This window comes from Ruminococcus sp. 8Y-12 (genome assembly GCF_058119865.1).
The window spans coordinates 812,426-831,551 of the sequence record NZ_CM176623.1; the positions used below are offsets into that span (position 1 = coordinate 812,426).

18 protein-coding genes are annotated in these 19,126 nt (G+C 46.7%); 4 read left to right on the forward strand and 14 right to left on the reverse strand.

Features of this window, described 5'->3' with window-relative positions; translation table 11 throughout:
* Positions 1 to 15: 15 nt before the first annotated feature.
* Positions 16 to 3,138: an isoleucine--tRNA ligase gene (gene ileS, locus AC0THY_RS02915; protein WP_489992975.1), complete on the reverse strand. Its 3,123-nt coding sequence runs from the start codon at positions 3,136 to 3,138 to the stop codon at positions 16 to 18.
* Positions 3,139 to 3,678: 540 nt separating this feature from the next.
* On the opposite strand from ileS, the gene AC0THY_RS02920 reads away from it, so the two are divergent.
* Complete coding sequence (locus tag AC0THY_RS02920) at positions 3,679 to 3,924, forward strand: TIGR03905 family TSCPD domain-containing protein (RefSeq protein WP_489992976.1); 246 nt, start codon at positions 3,679 to 3,681, stop codon at positions 3,922 to 3,924.
* A 347-nt stretch (positions 3,925 to 4,271) separates the two neighbouring features.
* Positions 4,272 to 5,456, forward strand: coding sequence for an AfsR/SARP family transcriptional regulator (locus tag AC0THY_RS02925; RefSeq protein WP_489992977.1), 1,185 nt, complete (start codon positions 4,272 to 4,274; stop codon positions 5,454 to 5,456).
* A gap of 82 nt (positions 5,457 to 5,538) precedes the next feature.
* On the opposite strand, the gene AC0THY_RS02930 is transcribed toward AC0THY_RS02925, so the two are convergent.
* The 4 genes from AC0THY_RS02930 to AC0THY_RS02945 form a co-directional block, all read right to left on the reverse strand.
* Positions 5,539 to 7,155, reverse strand: a complete 1,617-nt coding sequence (locus AC0THY_RS02930; protein ID WP_489992978.1) for an MBL fold metallo-hydrolase RNA specificity domain-containing protein — start codon at positions 7,153 to 7,155, stop codon at positions 5,539 to 5,541.
* A 65-nt stretch (positions 7,156 to 7,220) separates the two neighbouring features.
* Complete coding sequence (locus AC0THY_RS02935; protein WP_489992979.1) at positions 7,221 to 8,168, reverse strand: hypothetical protein; 948 nt, start codon at positions 8,166 to 8,168, stop codon at positions 7,221 to 7,223.
* Between the two features lie 254 nt (positions 8,169 to 8,422).
* Entirely contained in the window at positions 8,423 to 8,836 is a 414-nt protein-coding gene (locus AC0THY_RS02940; protein ID WP_489992980.1) for a DUF6147 family protein, read from the reverse strand.
* 167 nt (positions 8,837 to 9,003) lie between these two features.
* Positions 9,004 to 9,951: a DUF4367 domain-containing protein gene (locus AC0THY_RS02945; protein ID WP_489992981.1), complete on the reverse strand. Its 948-nt coding sequence runs from the start codon at positions 9,949 to 9,951 to the stop codon at positions 9,004 to 9,006.
* An 81-nt stretch (positions 9,952 to 10,032) separates the two neighbouring features.
* Between AC0THY_RS02945 and murG the strand changes: the two genes are divergently transcribed.
* Positions 10,033 to 11,100, forward strand: a complete 1,068-nt coding sequence (gene murG / locus AC0THY_RS02950) for an undecaprenyldiphospho-muramoylpentapeptide beta-N-acetylglucosaminyltransferase (RefSeq protein ID WP_489992982.1) — start codon at positions 10,033 to 10,035, stop codon at positions 11,098 to 11,100.
* Between the two features lie 173 nt (positions 11,101 to 11,273).
* Here murG and AC0THY_RS02955 read toward each other — a convergent pair whose 3' ends face one another.
* Both AC0THY_RS02955 and AC0THY_RS02960 read right to left on the reverse strand, forming a co-directional pair.
* Complete coding sequence (locus AC0THY_RS02955) at positions 11,274 to 11,798, reverse strand: RNA polymerase sigma factor (RefSeq protein ID WP_489992983.1); 525 nt, start codon at positions 11,796 to 11,798, stop codon at positions 11,274 to 11,276.
* A gap of 31 nt (positions 11,799 to 11,829) precedes the next feature.
* Complete coding sequence (locus tag AC0THY_RS02960; protein WP_489992984.1) at positions 11,830 to 12,240, reverse strand: HIT family protein; 411 nt, start codon at positions 12,238 to 12,240, stop codon at positions 11,830 to 11,832.
* A gap of 185 nt (positions 12,241 to 12,425) precedes the next feature.
* Here AC0THY_RS02960 and AC0THY_RS02965 point away from each other — a divergent pair, with 185 nt between their 5' ends.
* On the forward strand, positions 12,426 to 13,121 hold the full coding sequence (locus AC0THY_RS02965; RefSeq protein ID WP_489992985.1) for a sensor histidine kinase: 696 nt from the start codon (positions 12,426 to 12,428) through the stop codon (positions 13,119 to 13,121).
* Here the strand turns inward: AC0THY_RS02965 and AC0THY_RS02970 are convergent.
* The 7 genes from AC0THY_RS02970 to AC0THY_RS03000 form a co-directional block, all read right to left on the reverse strand.
* The gene (locus tag AC0THY_RS02970) at positions 13,078 to 13,695 is read right to left on the reverse strand and encodes a rhomboid family intramembrane serine protease (RefSeq protein WP_489992986.1); all 618 of its coding nucleotides are present in this window, start codon (positions 13,693 to 13,695) and stop codon (positions 13,078 to 13,080) included. The two genes, AC0THY_RS02965 and AC0THY_RS02970, sit on opposite strands and share 44 nt — an antisense overlap.
* A gap of 132 nt (positions 13,696 to 13,827) precedes the next feature.
* A complete protein-coding gene (locus AC0THY_RS02975) occupies positions 13,828 to 15,543 on the reverse strand; it encodes a DUF6382 domain-containing protein (protein ID WP_489992987.1) in 1,716 nt (571 codons plus the stop codon).
* Positions 15,540 to 15,974, reverse strand: coding sequence for a TadE family protein (locus AC0THY_RS02980; RefSeq protein WP_489992988.1), 435 nt, complete (start codon positions 15,972 to 15,974; stop codon positions 15,540 to 15,542). Before AC0THY_RS02980 ends, AC0THY_RS02975 begins: the two co-directional genes overlap by 4 nt.
* Positions 15,971 to 16,405 carry a prepilin peptidase gene (locus tag AC0THY_RS02985; protein WP_489992989.1) on the reverse strand — a complete coding sequence of 145 codons (435 nt, stop codon included), beginning with the start codon at positions 16,403 to 16,405 and terminating at the stop codon, positions 15,971 to 15,973. Before AC0THY_RS02985 ends, AC0THY_RS02980 begins: the two co-directional genes overlap by 4 nt.
* A gap of 17 nt (positions 16,406 to 16,422) precedes the next feature.
* Entirely contained in the window at positions 16,423 to 17,187 is a 765-nt protein-coding gene (locus AC0THY_RS02990) for a hypothetical protein (protein WP_489992990.1), read from the reverse strand.
* 184 nt (positions 17,188 to 17,371) lie between these two features.
* A complete protein-coding gene (locus tag AC0THY_RS02995) occupies positions 17,372 to 18,910 on the reverse strand; it encodes a DUF5702 domain-containing protein (RefSeq protein WP_489992991.1) in 1,539 nt (512 codons plus the stop codon).
* Between the two features lie 13 nt (positions 18,911 to 18,923).
* On the reverse strand, positions 18,924 to 19,091 hold the full coding sequence (locus tag AC0THY_RS03000; protein WP_489992992.1) for a Flp1 family type IVb pilin: 168 nt from the start codon (positions 19,089 to 19,091) through the stop codon (positions 18,924 to 18,926).
* Between the last annotated feature and the right edge of the window lie 35 nt (positions 19,092 to 19,126).

Genomic DNA, 19,126 nt, shown 5'->3' on the forward strand with positions numbered 1-19,126 from the left:
ACACGCCTGTTTGAGTTAGTTTTGCTTTTTTACGCCCATGGTCACTGTCTCGCCATTGATGTTCCATTCCTTCACATAGCCATCCGCAGTCCCTAAAGTGATGTCATCTGCCAAAACTTCAGATTTGATTTTCTCTGCGTGTGTGTTCAGGATATCTTCAATCTTCTGATTTCCTGATGCATAAATAATGATTCGGTCCGTTACTTCAAAGTCAGCTTCCTTACGCATGGTCTGGACCTTACTGATCAGCTCACGCACAAATCCCTCCTCAATCAGTTCGGGAGTCAGGTTTGTATCCAGCACAACCGTGATCCCGCCTTCCTGCTGGGACTCATATCCCTCTGTCTGGGCTGTGTCAATGAGCAAATCTTCCTCTAATAATACAACCTCGGTTCCCTGAATGTCAAGCTTAATACTGCCGCTGGCCTTCAGCTCATCCATAGCAGCATTTCCGTCCAGGGCCGGAAGTGCCTGGCGGATGCCTCCCAGCAATTTCCCGTACTTGGGTCCCACAGTCTTCAGCTGCGGTTTGAAACTGTAGGATGTAAATGCCCTCACATCCTCTGTAAAGGTCACTTTTTTGGTATTCAGCTCCTCACGAATAATATCCGTAAAGAACTGGGGCAGCGGGGCAAAAGCCTTCACAAACATATTGCCGATGGGCTGTCTGTTCTTAATGTTGGCCGCATTTCTGCAGGCACGCCCCATCACAACTACCTTCAGCACCTCATCCATATTGGCCTCCAGCTCCCTGTCAATCCGGGCTGTATCCGCCTTGGGGAAGTCACACAAGTGCACACTCTCCGGAGCAGACTTATCGATTCTGCACACCAGATTCCGATAAATATCCTCCGTCATAAATGGTATCATGGGAGCCGCCGCCTTGCTCACATTCACCAGGGCCGTGTACAGGGTCATGTAAGCATTAATCTTATCCTGCTCCATCCCCTTTGCCCAGAACCGCTCACGGCTGCGGCGCACATACCAGTTGCTCATGTCATCCACAAACTCCTGAAGCGCTCTTGCTGCCTCCGGAATCCGGTAACTGCCCAGGCTGTCGTCTACATTCTGGATCATGCTGTTCATCTTAGAGAGCAGCCACTTGTCCATTACAGACAGCTTGTCGTAGTCCAGTTCAAACTTCGTAGCGTCAAATTCATCTATATTCGCGTACAGCACAAAGAATGCATAAGTATTCCAAAGCGTTCCCATAAACTTCCGCTGCCCCTCCGTAACCGCCTTGCCATGGAAGCGGTTGGGCAGCCAGGGTGCACTGTTGATATAGAAATACCAGCGGATCGCATCCGCTCCGTAGGTATCCAGAGCGTCAAAGGGATCTACCGCATTCCCCTTGGATTTACTCATCTTCTGTCCATTTTCATCCTGCACATGCCCCAGGACGATAACATTCTTATAGGGTGCTTTGTTAAATATCAGCGTTGAAATTGCCAGCAGAGAGTAAAACCAGCCTCTCGTCTGATCCACAGCCTCAGAGATAAAGTTTGCAGGGAACTGCTGCTCAAACAGCTCCTTGTTCTCAAAGGGATAGTGGTGCTGCGCAAAAGGCATTGCCCCTGAATCAAACCAGCAGTCAATCACCTCCGGAACCCGGTGCATCTCCTTGCCACACTCGGGACATTTGATGGTCACCGCGTCAATAAATGGGCGGTGCAGTTCAATATCCCCTGGGCAGTTGTCCGACATACTTTTGAGCTCCTCAATGCTTCCGACAGAGTGCATATGCCCGCACTCACACTCCCAGACATTCAGCGGCGTACCCCAATAGCGGTTCCTGCTGATGCCCCAGTCCTGCACATTTTCCAGCCAGTCCCCAAAGCGGCCTTTACCAATGCTCTCAGGAATCCAATTGATCGTATTGTTATTGCGGATCAGATCATCTTTTACAGCCGTCATGTTGATAAACCAGGATTCACGCGCATAGTAGATCAGCGGCGTATCGCAGCGCCAACAATGGGGATAGCTGTGCTCAAACTGTGGCGCCGAAAACAGCAGACCTCTTTCCTTCAGATCCTTCAGAATCAGAGGATCTGCCTTCTTGCAGAAAGTCCCCTTCCAGGGTGTGTCCTCCGTCATCTCGCCTTTACTGTCCACCAACTGTAAAAATGGAAGGTCATATTTCCTGCCCACCTTAGAGTCGTCCTCACCAAAGGCGGGGGCAATGTGTACCACTCCGGTACCGTCTGTCAGTGTAACGTAGGTGTCACAGGTCACGAAGTACGCCTTTTTCTTCAGCTCCACAAAGGGGAACAAAGGCTCATACTCCTTGTATTCCAGGTCTTTGCCCACATAGGTCTCCAGAACCTCATAAGCGCCCTCTCCCAGAACCTTGTCGCAGAGTGCCTGTGCCAGATAGTAAGTTTTTCCATCCTCTGAGCTCACTTTTACATAAGTCTCCTGGGGATTTACACAGAGAGCCACATTAGACGGGAGGGTCCAGGGCGTTGTGGTCCACGCCAGGATATAAGCGTCCTCCCCCTTCACCTTAAAACGGGCAATGGCAGAGCGCTCCTTCACATCCTTGTATCCCTGGGCAACCTCATGGCTGGACAGAGGCGTCCCGCACCGGGGACAGTAGGGCACGATCTTATATCCCTTGTAGAGCAGCCCCTTTTCCCAGATTTGTTTTAATGCCCACCACTCAGACTCAATAAAATTATTCTCATAGGTGACATAGGGATGATCCATATCCGCCCAAAAACCCACAGTGGCGGAAAAGTCCTCCCACATTCCCTTATACTTCCACACACTGTCCTTGCAGTGCTTGATAAACGGCTCCAGACCGTACTCTTCAATCTGCTCCTTGCCATCCAGGCCCAGCATCTTCTCCACTTCCAGCTCCACCGGAAGCCCGTGTGTATCCCATCCTGCCTTTCTGGGAACCATCTTACCCTTCATGGTCTGATACCTTGGAATCATATCCTTAATCACGCGCGTCAGCACATGGCCGATATGAGGCTTTCCGTTGGCTGTGGGCGGTCCGTCATAGAAGGTGTAAGTCTCACACCCCTCCCGTTCTTTGATACTCTTCTCAAAAATATGGTTATCTGCCCAAAATTTTTCTGTTTCCTTTTCCCGGTCAACAAAGTTTAAATTTGTCGATACCTTTTCATACAACATGACATTCCCTCCTTAGCGTTTTTTGCTGCACAGAGAAGTCCAAAGGACGTTTCTGTGTAATAAAAAACCCCGCCCTGAACTAGGACGGGGTAAAAGCTTCCGTTAACCACCTGTTACAACATACTATCATACGCGTTCCCTGTAACGGGGGAAAACCGTCAGAGCCTACTATCGGATGCGTCTGTGCCTCCGCTTCAGCCTGCGACTCAAAAGTGATCTTCTACTTATCCTACTCATACCAGGCTTCCACCGCCCCCGGCTCTCTGTAACTTTCAAATAAATATACTGTCTTTCTCACCGTCGTTTTACTCTTTTCCTACCCATGGCCCCTTTCCGGTTATCCGGCAGGCACGGATAGGTTTGTGTATTATTATATATGCGAAAATCCCCAAAAGTCAAGGCATTTTTCGGGATTGTACATTACTGTTTACACGTTCACAGTAACATGCATGAATCCATGCAAAATCGCCTTTGGCAATGAGGTTATTGCACCCTCCGCCTTAGTCTGCTATAATCAAAACCAACAAAGGAGGTATGAATATGGTAACAACATACAAAACGCATGGTGTCTGCTCCCAGGCAATCCACATAGACATGGACGGGGACACCATCAAAAAAGTAGATTTTATCGGAGGCTGTTCCGGCAACACTCAGGGCGTAGCCAGGCTGGTGGAGGGAATGAAGGCGTCCGAGGCCATCGCAAAGCTGGAGGGAATCAAGTGCGGCCCACGCCCCACCTCCTGCCCGGACCAGCTGGCAAAGGCCCTGAGAGAAATATCAAAATAACCACAGATTCCATAATTCATGGAACCCTGCCTCAGAGGGGAGGACTACCCGCAGGCTTTGCGCCTTGGGGAAGCCCTTCCCTTTTCTTTCGCATCTTTGATTTGCTTCCATATCCAAACCACTCATGCAAACTACTGCCAAAATATGCAAAAAACAGCCATTTTCTGAAGAACTTATTGAATCTTTTTACGCAGTCTGCTATAGTTTACTAAGACAAAATATGACCTTTTTTCATTTTTTCCTCATCTTTATATATTGGAAACTAATTTGCGACGGTTGTTCGTTAAGATATAAATGCAAAAAAGGATTTATTTTGACGCGTAAGGTTGGTATAAGGGGGAATAAACTTGGATGACACATTGAAAATTCAAATGTTTGGAGAGTTTTCGATTTCAAATAAATACTATAGTATGGTTTCTACCACGAGCAACAGCATGCAGGTTCAGATGCTGCTATCCTACCTGATCGCAAACAAAGATACAAAGGTTTCAAAGCAGAAGCTCATGGAAATACTCTGGCCCGGCGATACCTGCAACAAGCCAGCAGGTGCCCTGCGAAATCTGGTATATCGGGCGCGTAAGGAGATGGCAAATTTTTTTCCGGATGGGAATGAAGAGTGCATCATGCTGGTACAAAATGCCTATGTGTGGAACCCGCAGATCCCGTGTGAAATCGATATATATGAGTTTGAGATGTATTACAATCTGGCACAGCGTGAGGAAAACCCCGCAAAGCGTTATGAATATAGTCAGAAGGTTCTGAATCTCTATAAAGGTGCCTTTCTCCCTCTCCAGTCCGGGGAAGAGTGGGTAATGTACCGCAGTGTATACTACCACCGTCTGTTTACCAAGTGCGCCCTGTCCATGATTAATTACCTGGAAATTTACAGCAGCTATGACGAAATCCTGCAGCTGTGCGATCGTGCGATTGAGCTGGAGCCCTCTGACGAACCCTTTCACAGAGAAAAGCTCTGTGCTTTGCTTAAAATGGGGCGTATACAGCCAGCCATTGAATATTACCACAACATTACAGAACTCTTCTCGCAGAAATACGGGATAGATATCACAGATTCTCTGCAGGATATTTACAAACAGCTGGTACACGCCCTGCCCAACAGCAATCTGAGTATGGATACCCTGGAGGAAACCCTGCGCGTGGATACACCGCAGAAGGGCAGCTTTTACTGTAATTTTGACATCTTTAAAAATATCTACCAGATCAATCTTCGCTCTGCAAGGCGTTCACAGAGCCGGCGTTATCTGGTGCTTCTCACTTTGTTCGACACCAAAAATGACGGTATCTTTACAACAGATATCCGTGAAGAGATGGATACCCTTTACGCTGTGCTCTCCAAGAATCTGCGAAGCAACGATGTATTCACACAGTCCAGCATCTCACAGCTCTCCTTGATTCTCACTGTGCCCAACGAAAGGGGCTGTCACGTGGCACTGAACAGAATCACAGAAAAATACGAAAACAAAAAGACGCATCTTAACATAGAATTACACGTAGATGTGAAACAGATCATATAACAAAACCACCCCAGGCACAAGATGCCGGGGTGGTTTTTGTTATAAATATAGGTTCCGAATTATTTTCTTTTTGGCATTTCCCTTATCGGTCCCACTTGTCACACATGGAGTCAATCTGGTCAGCAAATTTCGCCAGATCTTTATTGGCTCCGCCCTCATTGTGGCGGATCACTGTGAGCAGACGCTGGCCTGCAGCCCAAAGTCTGGAATAGACGGTATTGCCCCTGGCAGCCTTTGGAATTTTGGTCAGTGCTTCTGTCTTCTGAACCTTTACGGGTACTTCTTCTTTTATGAACACATTCCTTGCCAGATCATAGATGGTTCCGCTGTACGGCGCCATCGCATCCAGCCCCAGTTCTCTTCCCAAACGCTCTGCAAAGAGATCACAGACACCATCCTCGCCGTGTACAATAAATACCTTTTGAGGCTTTTTCTCCATCGCACGCATCCAGTCCATCAGTCCCTCATTGTCCGCATGCCCGCTGATACCTCCGAGCCTGCGTATCTTGGCCCTAACCTCAATCTCTTCGCCAAAGAGTTTCACTTTGGTGGCACCTTCCAACAAAGCCCTTCCCAAGGTGCCATAGGCCTGGTAGCCTACAAAGAGCACGGTGCACTCTTCCCTCCAAAGATTGTGCTTTAAATGGTGTTTGATACGGCCAGCTTCACACATTCCGCTGGCGGACACAATGACCTTTGGCTGTTGATCAAAATTGATCTGTTTGGACTCGTCACTGGTCACAGAAGTCCTGAGGCCGCTAAAACCGATGGGATTGATTCCCCTATGAACCAGTTCCAGTGCCTCATCGTCAAAGTCATCATACATGTGTTCCATAAAAATATGGGTTGCCTCTATAGCCAGAGGACTATCCACATAAACCGCAAAATCGCCGTGGTTCTTTACCAGTCCATCCTCCTTTATCTTGCGGATAAAATACAGTAATTCCTGGGTTCTGCCTACAGCAAACGAAGGTATCACCAAATTTCCTCCACGGTCAAAAGTCTGCTGAATAATGGAGGCCAGCTCTGTCACATAATCGGGCAGATCTCCATGGCTTCTGTCGCCATAGGTGGATTCCATCACCACATAATCAGCCTCTCTAAGATAATGAGGATCTCTGATCAACGGCTGATTCTTATTTCCAATATCGCCGGAGAAGACAATCTTCTTCTCTATGCCTTCTTCCTCTATCCATACCTCAATGGATGCGGACCCGAGCAGATGACCTGCATCCGCAAAGCGAACGGTAATGCCGTCAGCTACGGATATCATTTTATCATATTCACAGCCCACAAAGCACTTGATGGCTCCCTCAGCGTCATCCATATCATAGAGAGGTATGAACTCTTCTTTTCCAGCACGCCTTCCCTTTCGGTTGCGCCACTCTGCCTCAAACATCTGAATATGCGCACTGTCACGCAGCATTATCCCGCACAGATCCTTAGTAGCATCTGTAGCAAAGATCTGCCCCCGAAAGCCCCGCTGATACAGCAGCGGCAGCTTTCCGGAATGGTCAATGTGCGCATGTGTCAAAAGCACCAGATCAATGTCACTGGCGTTCACTGGAATCTCCTGATTCTCGTATTCGTCAGGTCCCTGCTCCATTCCACAGTCGATCAATAGTCTTCTATTGCACGCCTCCAGATAAAAGCAGCTGCCAGTTACTTCATGTGTTGCACCCAGAAACGTTAGTTTCATCGGAACACCCCCTTTGCGTATATAAACTATTATACGCTACTTTCCTCATATGAGATAGGGGTTTCTCAGATACGTTTCTTAAAAAAGCCTGAAGCACACAACCCGTATCTGCTGTTTGTCAGCACTGGGATGTGTCTGGGGCCTTTTTTCAAAATTGCCATCAGGGCCTCCCCGTTTCCTTCTGCCCCAGAAGGCGCTAAATAGTACCGATTTACATTTTCGTTGACTGTATCAATCCAATTTAAGAAGCTATTTGTAATGTATTCTCCACTTCCACCGTTAGGCAATGTTACAAAGCGTACACCGCTCTTTTCTTCCTCAAACATCTGCTTAACCTCACTGCCATGAGCAGTCAGATCCACGTTGCCCAGAAGAAGTGTTCCGGTGACATAGCCTTCACTGTTCTTTGCATTATGTCCCTTGCAGGTATCGAAGTCATTATAAAGGCCGCATCTCATACCACAGTTGTGGTTAACACCATCCACACACGCAGTACATGGCAGTGATTCCGCGGAAGGCTTCACTGTCAGCACACAGTCGTCCTTCTCAGGTGAGTTTTCCTCAGGCCCATGGAACATGACCAGAGAAGCACTGGTCTCTTTTCCAAAGCATCCGGCCTTCACCTTCCAGCCGGCTTTGGCGAATTCAAAGACTTCACCTGCTTTTAAGGAAATGGCCTGACTGGCTCCTTTTGAGAGAAAAGCCTCTTTGACCTTTCCGACCTCAATTCCTTCGTCAGGCAGAATGACCTTCTCTACCCGATTGCTCTCCATCAGTTTCAGAGCTTGTTCCACCGTGGCTTTCTCAAAATCCGCTACTGCCAGCAGGTCGATTGTCTCCGAACAGGAAAGGAATCTGTCATCCAGCCTCATATTGGCGCCCGCAGTCCCCTTCAGGCTGCTGACATAGAATACATTACAGTTGCTCCCTCTTTCAGTGTCCGCCACACTCAATGTGTGTGCTGATCCACCTTCAACGTTTTGATACATGAAACGAAAATATTTTGCTCTCATAGTTTTCTCCCCTTTACCCTCCACGAGACAAAAGATTATCCGTTTTTTCCAAAAAATATCTTATTGATTCTTCTTATCATTTGATATTTTCACAGATCTTCCTTTATCTGTGAAAGTTCTTTAATTTTGTAGTTTGTAATTTTGCTTGTCTTGTGTTGCTTTTGGTTTTTATCAACTGCTGGCAAAAGGTAATGTAGGGGTCAGTTGCCGAGTGGTGATAAAAATAAAATATTTGTGTATTTCCCATATAACGCTTACTCAATATAAATTCCTTTAGTTCTTGTTGTATTTGTCTCTGTAACATTACCTTTAATTGCTGCATGAGATCCTTTTACACGATAGTAATAATTTTTAGGTACTGTCAGATATACTCCTTCCGATAGCGAAATTGCATTTTCACTATCGTAAAATCTCTGTGCCGCAGGTACCCATTCATTCCCCTCAAGCCGCTCTAAATAAACAAAAACTTTAAGTTTATCACAGACTTGGTATCCAAAGGTCTCCCCTGCTAGATAAATCACTCCGCTATATCGATTAATTATTTCTGATGAACCCATAGCAAGGATAGCTCCTCTTGATACTTCTTGAAAACTATCTGTAGCAGATAAATCACTGGTAAGAAGTGAACCATCTACTATTTCACCATCTCTAGGGCCAGCTGCTTGCACATTAACCCCAAAACAACTAAAACAAACAAATAAAATAAGTATGGTTAATACGGGTTTTAATTTAAAAATTAGCTCTCCTCCTTTCTTAAAAAAAATCTACATTACATATAAGAAAACGTATGAGTGACCGTTTTGTGACGCAATATTAAATATTTTTTTCAATTTTGTTATAAATTTATATTTTCAATCATCTTACTAAACTCTAATTTGTCTATTTTTCCCCAAATAGCATAATAAGTATTTTCATGAACAAATTGAGTCAAATAAGCATTTTTTTCATCACTATTCTTTGACTCCCAAAGTTCTACTTCTGTATCACTAATATTTATTGTTATTTTATCAATAATCTCTCCGTCAAATGTCTGATTGCGTACCCTTCTATCAGAACTATCCCTTATATATACTGTGGCTATTGTATCCTTATAGTCATAATAAATTGTGGCACTCTTCATTTCTTCATTGATCTGATAACCATGGTATTTAAACCCAGGCGGATAATACATCAACTGAGGAGCTTTCAAATTTAATTTTTCAAGTATTTCTTGATATGCTTCTTTTTCTCCCCAATTACTTTCAAGCGTCTTATCATTACTCCCAATATCTGTTTTCAGACTGCTTCCAAAAACAGCGTTAATTATTCCTGTAAAATATATCCTATTAGCATCACTGCTCATACTAATCAAAAACATCCCAATAAAGATCGCTGCCACAGTGCCACCATACTTAACAACTCTCTTCCACTTTTTCCTCCCCTGCACCTTAAGTCCTAATTCCAAAGCTGCCCTGTCATCATCGCTCAAAAGATTGTAGATTTCATCCTTGGTAAGTTCTACCCTTTTATTCATCCACTCCGTATCGGCATTGATAGCTTCCTCGTCCTCCTCCCAAATGTTCTTTTCCTTTAGTTCCCCCACGATCCGTTCGAAAAGGTCATCGGGGGCTTTGACGTCAGCCAAGTCGGGATTTTCGTTTAATTCTTTTTCATATGCATCTGCATCAGAAAGAAGACGCTCTTTGAAAAGGGCATCAAACTCTTTGTCTGTTTCCCTTTCCTCTTGAGAAGGGAAGGGCGTGATTTTGTTGTTGTTCTTTTTCTGATTATCATCCATTTTCATTGAATTAGAGAAGTCCCTTCTTGACTTTTTTTAATATCAGTATAAGATGTAACTAGAACATTTTTTGGAGGATAAATAATTATGAAACGAATTGTATTAACCGGCGGCGGTACAGCTGGACATGTCACTCCGAATATCGCCCTGATACCCAAATTAAAGTCTCTGGATTATGATATTCATTATATTGGCTCCTACAACGGAATTGAGCGCAAGCTGATTGAAGAATTGGACATTCCATACTATGGCATCTCCTCCGGAAAGCTTCGCCGCTATTTTGATCCAAAAAACTTCACGGATCCGTTCAAGGTTTTAAAAGGTTATGGGCAGGCCAGGAAACTGATGAGGCGCTTAAAACCAGATGTGGTTTTTTCAAAGGGAGGTTTTGTAACCGTCCCTGTAGTCGTATCTGCACATAAACGCCATATACCTGTAATTATCCATGAATCTGATATGACTCCAGGTCTTGCCAACAGACTCTCCATTCCCTCAGCGGAAAAGATATGCTGCAATTTTCCTGAGACCATGTCACATTTGCCTGAAGGCAAGGCAGTCCTCACAGGTTCCCCCATACGTCAGGAGCTGCTTCACGGGAGCAAACTGGAAGCCTTAAAATTCTGCAATTTCACTGCCAACAAGCCTGTACTGATGGTGATCGGCGGCAGCCAGGGATCAGCAGTTGTCAACGATGCTATCCGAGGCGTACTGCCTGAGTTATTAAAAACCTTTCAGGTGATCCATCTATGCGGCAAGGATAAACTGGATACCAGTTTGAATCATCTGGAAGGTTATATTCAATTTGAATACGTAAAAAAAGAACTGGCCAACCTCTTTGCATTGGCCGACGTATGTGTGTCAAGAGCGGGTGCAAACGCTATCTGCGAGATTCTGGCCCTGCGAAAGCCAAACCTGTTAATCCCGCTCTCCGCCAATGCCAGCAGGGGTGACCAGATCTTAAATGCTGAATCCTTCCAGAACCAGGGGTTCAGCGAGGTCCTCAGTGAAGAGGAACTTGCCCCTACTATCCTGATTCCTACAATTTTAAAGCTTTATGAAAACCGTAGCGCCTATATTGCTGCTATGGAAAAAAGCGAGCAGAGCGACGCGATCTCTAAAATTGTGGAATTAATTGATTCAATCCACTCCCGGTAATTTTATAGGTACGACTACATCTATCGATGCGTAGATTGATCTCATGTCAGTGGGGGATACCGTTTTCTCTATGCCCCCACTGCCGTTACTCTTGTTTTTGGTGATTCCTCTCTCCATCTATAAACGTAGGAGATTCTCACTTATTTTGTTGAAGAGTCCGTAGCCCAAAATTATTAGAACTCCCGATACTCATCTTCATACTTACTGCGGATATATTTTCTGGCTCTGTACAGCTTAGCTCTGAGTACCTGCGGCGTAACTTGCAGATATTCTGCCGCTTGTTCCTGTCTCATCTCTTGAACACAGACCGCCTCTATTACTTGATACCAGCCTTCATTTGTCTTTTTCAAGTCTTCCAAAATGCGGAAGGATAGCTGTGCATCCACCATCCGGTCTACAATTCTCTCTGTATTATCCTCAGTGATAATTTCATAATCCGTTAAATGACAATCTGACATTGGAAACTCTCTTCTGAAATTTCTCTTTCTCAGATAATCAATTACAGCATTCTTTGCTGCTAACATTAACCACGGCTTGTAAAATGTCTTGTCTATTGTATCCATCTTTTGATAAAAAGCTACAAACGCCTGTTGACATATTTCTTCTGCTAAATCGCTGTCGCCAGATCTGTCTACTACAATTTTCATTAACAGGTGTCTGTAATCCGTGTACAGAATAGTGAATACTTTATTTTTCATCTTTGGTTATCTCCATCCTTTTCTCCTAATATTAATTTTTAAACTTGTTGAGTATTTCCGTTCTCTCATCATCTGATAAAGATCCCGGCTCCCAGGTGATTCCAACACTATCTCCCTCATAGCGCGGAATAAGATGCACATGAAAATGAAAAACTGTCTGTCCTGCCGGTGCTCCGTTGTTTTGCACAATATTGATTCCATCACATTGTAATACCTCTGCTAATTTATCTGCCATTTTTTTTGCCAGAATAAAAGCTTTGGCAGTCAGCTCTTCTGGCAGCTCGTGTAAGTTGGTGAAATGATCTTTCGGTAAGATTAGGGCGTGCCCCTTCGACGCGGGCCCAAGATCCAGTATCACGCGAAAATCATCGTCTTCATACAATGTCGCTGATGGTATCCCGCCATTGGCGATCTTGCAAAAAATACAATTCTGATCACACATTCTTTCTTCTCCTTCTAATATTTTGTCAGTAAAAATTCAGTCCTGGCTCCCCTCACGCCAATGACTGTTAGCTTTATGGTAATGCTTTTGTAAAATTATGTCAATAAGAACCGTTTGATATTTTTAATATTCAATGCTAGAATGTAGTCGATAAATATATGCAAACAAAAATAACGAGGTCAATAATGTCTGAATACAACCACATAAAACAACTGGAAGCCACAATTGAAGATCAGAAATTCGCAATATCAAAGATATCCCATGAGGTCCGTAACCCTGTCACCCTCATTAACAGTTCCCTTCAGCTCATTGAACAGGAGCACCCTGAGGTGACCGGCTTTGCGTTCTGGAATGAGACGCGGGCAGACATGAATTACCTGATACGTCTGCTGGAGGAACTGTCCACCTACAACAACGGTCAGATACTGCACCCAGAGCATCTCTCTACCTCTAAATGGTTAAAAGAAACAGCCGCCTCCCTAAAAGCCGCTGTTTCAAAAAATTATACTTTTAAAATCGATGTAGCAGAGGATCTGCCTTCCATCACCGCTGATCCGGTAAAACTGAGACAGGCTCTTTTAAATCTTCTGCGCAATGCATTTGAAGCGGTCTCTGAAAATGGTTTTGTCTCCCTGGGTGCCCATGCGGATGCAACTAATCTGACCATCACCGTCCGTGACAACGGCTGCGGCATTCCGCCGGAATACCTGGATGATCTGTTTAGGCCTTTTGTCACACACAAATCCGGCGGTACCGGACTTGGGCTTGCCATTACCAAACAGATCGTAAACGCGCACAGGGGTAAAATCGTTATACATACTGCTCCGGACCAGGGTACTAGCTTTGATATTGTACTTCCCTTGGCCTGCGGTAAAGGATAACCCCCAGAAGAAATCCACATACAAGTCCGCCGATGTGGGCTGCATTGTCCACTCCGATTGTGGTAAACCCCTGGAAGATCGTAAGTCCCGCCATCAGAAGCAGCCTTCTGCCGGTTATATCCTCCAGCCGTCCCTTGTTTACAATCACTATATAGAGCAATGCGCCCACCACCGCAAAAATCGCACCGGATGCGCCCGCTGAGGCCGCGTAGTCCCCGCTTCTGAGCTCAAGCCCATAGGAAATCAGGCTGGCCCCCACGCCGCCTGCCAGGTAGAGCAAAAGGTATTTCCACTTTCCAATGGTCCTCTCCAAAGTGTCCCCCAGAAAGATCAAGACCAGCATATTGTTGAACAAGTGCTCTATGCCAAAGTGGAGAAACATGCAGGTAAAGAGCCGGTAATACTCTCCGTACTCCTGAATCCAGGGCGCATAGCTGGCGCCATGCATAAGCATGTATTCTACATCATTGGTATTTCCCCCCATCTCCAATATCAAAAACACCAGAATATTGGCAGCCACGATTGTAAGGTTCACTACTGTTCTGGATCTCAGAAAATCCTTAATCTCCTCCATGTTACACACTCCTTTGATCTCTGTGTTAACACACATTGTATCAAAAGATCTGGGGCTTGCCTATCCTTTTCCCATTTTTTCATAATTATTTTATTATAATTGTTTACTATTTTCATAGTTACTTTTTATTCTTTATATTTTCATGTAATACCCCGCTCCTGCAAAATATATTTCATCCCCTGTGCGGACCTGTCTGCATTCATCAGCCTGCAGGCGTTCCCCATTTACAAAGGTACCGTTGGTAGAATTCAGATCCGTGAGAAAACATCCCTCCGGATTCCGCTCCAGTTTGGCATGTATGCGGCTCACAGCCGGAAGATTTAGGAGAATATCAGCCTGACCCTTCATTTTGCCGATCACCAGCAGCTCCCGGTCCATCACTATATTCTCCCGTATCTCCGGGTGAATGCTAATGAGAACAGGGAATACGCCAAAGCTACCCTCCTGCAAGACTGTTGTCTGACCGTAGGCTGTCCCGGCATCATCCTGTGATACATTCTCTTCCACCTTTGACTGTTCCCCCATGTCCCGTACATCCTTTTCTTCCTTTGTCTGTTCCTCCATGTCCCACGCATCCTCTTCCGGCTGTTCGTAAAATTCATAGGGTTCCTGCTCTGCCTCAAGTGAGTCTTCCGGGATTCGCGCAGACTTGGCTGCCTTACTCTTTCTTTTCTCATCAACTATGTTTTTCCGGACACGTTTCTCCTCTTTGATGAAAGCTCTGCTCTGCTTTTCCTGCTGCTCCCCTTGCTTCTCATCATTTATAAACAAATACACACCCACACAGATTGCCAGAAAAAGCAGCCCTCCTGTCTGTGTTAGGCTTAAAATCTCCAGAAGGCCCAGGGCAGAGATTCCTCCAATTACTACAATACCGGTTCCAGCAATACATAATCGTCTTCCACTACCTGCCCTGCATTTGCTTTTCCTCCGGGTTTTTCCCTGGCTTTTTCTCCATCCCCTCCTCTCTCCCCTTTTTCCCTTTTGTGTTCTTTTCTCTTTGTGCCCTCCCATGGATATTCCCGGCCTTTGTATACCATTTTGTTCTTCGCCGGACTGAATCATACGCTCTCCGGCCCTTCCCCCGGTCATGTTGTCCTTCCTTCCAGTATCGCAAGTCCTCTTCCCACTATAAGACTTCCTGCTTCCTTTATTTTCTTCCCGCCCTTTCTCCTCCTTCTGCCATTCCTTTTCCTTGCCTCTTTCTCTCTCCTCCTCTTTCTTTTCCCGTTCTTTTATCTCCTCCCCTTTATCCTTACACTCTTTTTCCGGCCCTTTCTCCACTGGCTCCTTACCGGACCCCCAAGTCTGCCTCAAAGACTCTCTAAGTGCCTCCCTGGCGCTGTAGTTCTCCACCTCTGTCTTGCTGTATAGTGCGTATCCCCAAAGTACGGCCTGGTCATCCCTGTGGTCCAGTCTTTTGAGTATATACTCTGTAAGCTTTCGAAAAGCGTCTTCCCCATCCTTCTGAGAGGCCGGAAGATAGCACAGATACAATTCCCGGCTCTCTACATCCATGTACATAAGCCCAGGGTCAAGCAGGAAAGACTTTCCGTCCAGAAGAAAAACAGCGGCGCTCTCAAACGCCCTGTACAATCCCTCCACCAGTGCACGGATGTCTCCGCTTCCCATCCTTTTTTTCTCATAGATCCTTCCCACCGGCTGTTTTGAAGTAATATCGTAAAAAAATTCTATTTTATTGTCGATCATACGCATTCGGGCTTTCAGGCATCCGGGAATATCGTTTGCCAGCAGCATCCTCACCTGGTATTCATTTCCCTGAAGACTCTCAGAGGCCTCCAGCACCATATAGTTGCGGTCCATGTCATGGCGGAATCTTGGCTTCATTTTCTCATTTCCTCCGCAATCTTTTCCAGGCTGCGCAGCCTTACCACTGTGCTGCCGGGTTTTAACAGGGCCAGACTTGCGCTCCCCTTTATCTCAAGTACAGACCCGGAAGTGTAGCGCATCACCAGTCCCGGAAGCTGCATCTGCCCCTTGTATTGAACCGTTACCCTGTCCTCCTCAACCAATGTATTTCCGGAAACCCCGCGCGTCCCCAAAAGCCGGCCTGAGATAAGTTCCCTGCTTCTCCTCTCAACCAGTTCCCTGCACTCTTCCTTTTCCCCGTATAGACTGGCATACACGGCTGTCTCATACGCGGCACATTTTAACAGAGCGCAGTTGTGCAGGTAAAATCCAAGATACAGAATCCCTGTCAGTACAGGGATCACAATTGTCATCAAAAGAGCTGCCTCAATTGTATAGCTCCCCCTCATCCTGCCACCTCCCCGCTTCCCATCAGCATCCATACTGCCCATGCGGCTGCCAAAAAAGGCAGAAAGGGAATCCTGTGTTTCTTTTTAACTTTCCCGGCTGCCAGCAGAACCGCACAGACCACAGCAGACATACAGAGTCCCACAAAAAGGATCTCCACAGCCGCCCCCAAGCCCAACCATATGCCTACCACACCCACAGCCAGGCCATCCCCATATCCAATGGCCTCTCCGGTAAGGCAGCCAATTCCCATAAGCGTTGCCCCGGCCAAGCCGCCCAAAATCCACCACCTGACATCCATCATCTGTCCCAGCAGTTGTGCCGCAATCCCTCCTAGTCCGAATACCACAGCGGCAGAAATGGGTATCTCCTTTTTCCGTACATCCGTTATACTACAAATCAATAAAAATAACCCTGCAATCCATTTTTCCATAAAATATATCCCTCCTGTCACCCTCCGCACCTGGAACAGGGAGACCAGGACTCCACCTCCGAAAGCCGTACTCTCAGAACACCGCGTTTAAGGCCCTTGCACGTGACAGAGCTGTGATAACGGTCACCGGTCTCTGTGATATACACATTTTTCCCGCTTCCCCGGCACGCCTCGCAGGGATAGTACTTCCCGCCTCCGGTATTTCTCAGGTTCGGTATTGCGCTACGGTCCACTGCATGTACGGAGAGTCGTATGTGAGTACACTCCCGGTCTTTGTGGTATACACTGCCGTTAACGGTGACATAGACCCACTCCTCTTTGCCCTCCTGCGCTTCACCGTCTCTATTGTCTCCCTGCCTGCCCGTCCAGGCCCGCACTCTGGCACGCTGAACTGTGTAGATTCCCGCGCTTTTTAAAAATTCTCCAGAAAACTTCATGCGGTACTCTGCCACCAGATCAATCATCTCATCCTCTTTCATAATCCGTGACCGCCACAGTTCCACTTTGCTGCCTGCATCCGTCAGATTCCTGGCCAAAACATTTTCCCGTACCCTCTGGTTAATCTGATTCTTCGCATAGGCCAGAGACAGTATCTTTGTTGCTGTCTTGCCTGTCTCTGAGCCCTTCCCGCCCTTCACAGCCGCGTAGAGCGCCATCTTCTTTCCAGACTCCTGTAACCCCTCTGACACGCTGCAGGCTAAGGACGCTGCACTGATCAGATAAAGAACGGCTGTCATTGCAATCAGAAAGAGTGGCAGGGTACAGGCCGCCTCTACAGTCATACTGGCTTGCCCCCACCGACCCTTTGGCCCAACTGCAGTATTTAGGGAGGCGAAAGGGGACGTCCTCACCTTGTATGTTATGGAATATAAGTTCATTTTCGGGAGAGAGCCTATTTCCTTTCTCAGATTTAATCGTTTACAGGGAGAGGACATCCCTTTTCACCTCCTTTTTCTACTTCTCAATTCAGTACGCCAGGCCGCCACTCACACTATAGCTGGTCCCCTGACTGTTCAGCCCCAAAAACACAGCAGGCACTCTTAAAAATACGGGTTTGATCTCCCACTGCACCTGGGCCTTGACCTCAGCAACCCAATGATCCGCCCGGGCATTCTTCTGTCCCGCCTGCCTCAGCACACCCTCCGACATATCCAACGCTCTCAAGGGATATTTGTCTTTTCCACCGAGGCAGAGCAAAATCCGTAGGTAATCCACATAACGCTGACCTTTTCCACCGCCCTGGTCACACTCCGTTAGCACAGTTTCCAGATTCCCCAGATTTTCCAGGGAAAGTTTCCAGGTATCCGCGGTCTTTGCCAGGGGTACCTTTCCTCCAGCCAGCAGAGTGCGCATATCCAGAAGGCTTTCCCCATAGGCCCAGGCCAAAAGGAGAGCTGCCCGGACCGCAGCGGTAAGACCCGGTACCCCCACACCGGCCGTGAGCGCCAGCGCCAGGATACCCGCCTGCTTGCGCATATCGGCATTTGCCACGGCATAAGCAAAGTTTACGCCCTCCCGGAGCAGGAGAAGTCTGTGTACAATGCTTTTAAGATTTTCAATATCACTGTCCTTTCCAGCCAATATGTACTCTATCTGGTAATCCAGGGAGCCGGCCTGCTTTCTCTGGGGCATACAGGAGAAATGCTCCAGGAGGTATTCCTGAAAAATAGCCTCATTCGCAATACCTGCATCTTTTTTGCAGTCCAGTGATCCCTGATTCAGACCGCGCACGGAGGGAAGTTGTGATTTATCAGCCTTCTTATCGGACAAGCCGGAGGTATCCCCCACCACCAGCTCCAGGATTCCCATTTCTTTGATCCTTTTTATTGTGTCCAGCGGATTGGTCACAGGGGCTGGTTCCGCCTGAACATTCTCCTCATCCCCGGGCGCTCTCTCTGTCTCCTCCTCACCCTCCTGGTTCTGCTCTTCCTCCCTTTGCGCTATCTCTTCCTCAAGCTCTTCCAGTCTCTTCTCGATCTCCCTGTCACTCTGTTCATAGTTTCTGCCATCCTCATCTTGCTTTTGGGCATCTTTAGAATTTTCCAAATATCTGCGCAGCACCTGGCTCCCCAGATTCTCCTTCAGATTGCGCACTGCCTGGTTATAAAAAACCGCTCCCTGCCCATCCGTAGCCAGAGCATACTCTGTAATCTGTATCTGTCCAGAGGACATAGGAAATATCAGGAAACTTCGGGGCACGTTTAAGCCTTTGGCAGGCTCTATGTTGTACTCCATATAATTCCGAAGCTGCAGTGCGATACGCTCCTGATCAAAGCTACCGCCTCCGTAGCTTCCATCCAAAAAAAGAACGTCAAAAGACTCCAAAAGGTCTCTGTCATACTCTGCGAATACTGAGAACAAGCCCAAATCTGTCACCGCAGATGCCTGTGCTCTGGCTCCCTGCACTCTGGCCGACTCTGCCAGAGTACAGATCAGGGACAATACCAGTACGCTTACCAGACTCAAAAAAACGGTGATCGCCCCTGTGCATCTGTACCTTTCCATTTTCTCCCCCCTGTCAGATTCCATTGCTTTGGCTGGTGATTTTCTTGAAAATATTGTTTACCAGGCTGGTTAGCTGCTTTTTAAAGATTATGACCAGACCGATTAAAACCACCAGAATCAGTATGATTTCAACCACCCCAATTCCATCTTCCTCCTGTAAAAATGCCCTCACATGTTCCATCCCTTTACCTCCTTGTTCTGTTAGACCTCTGTGAT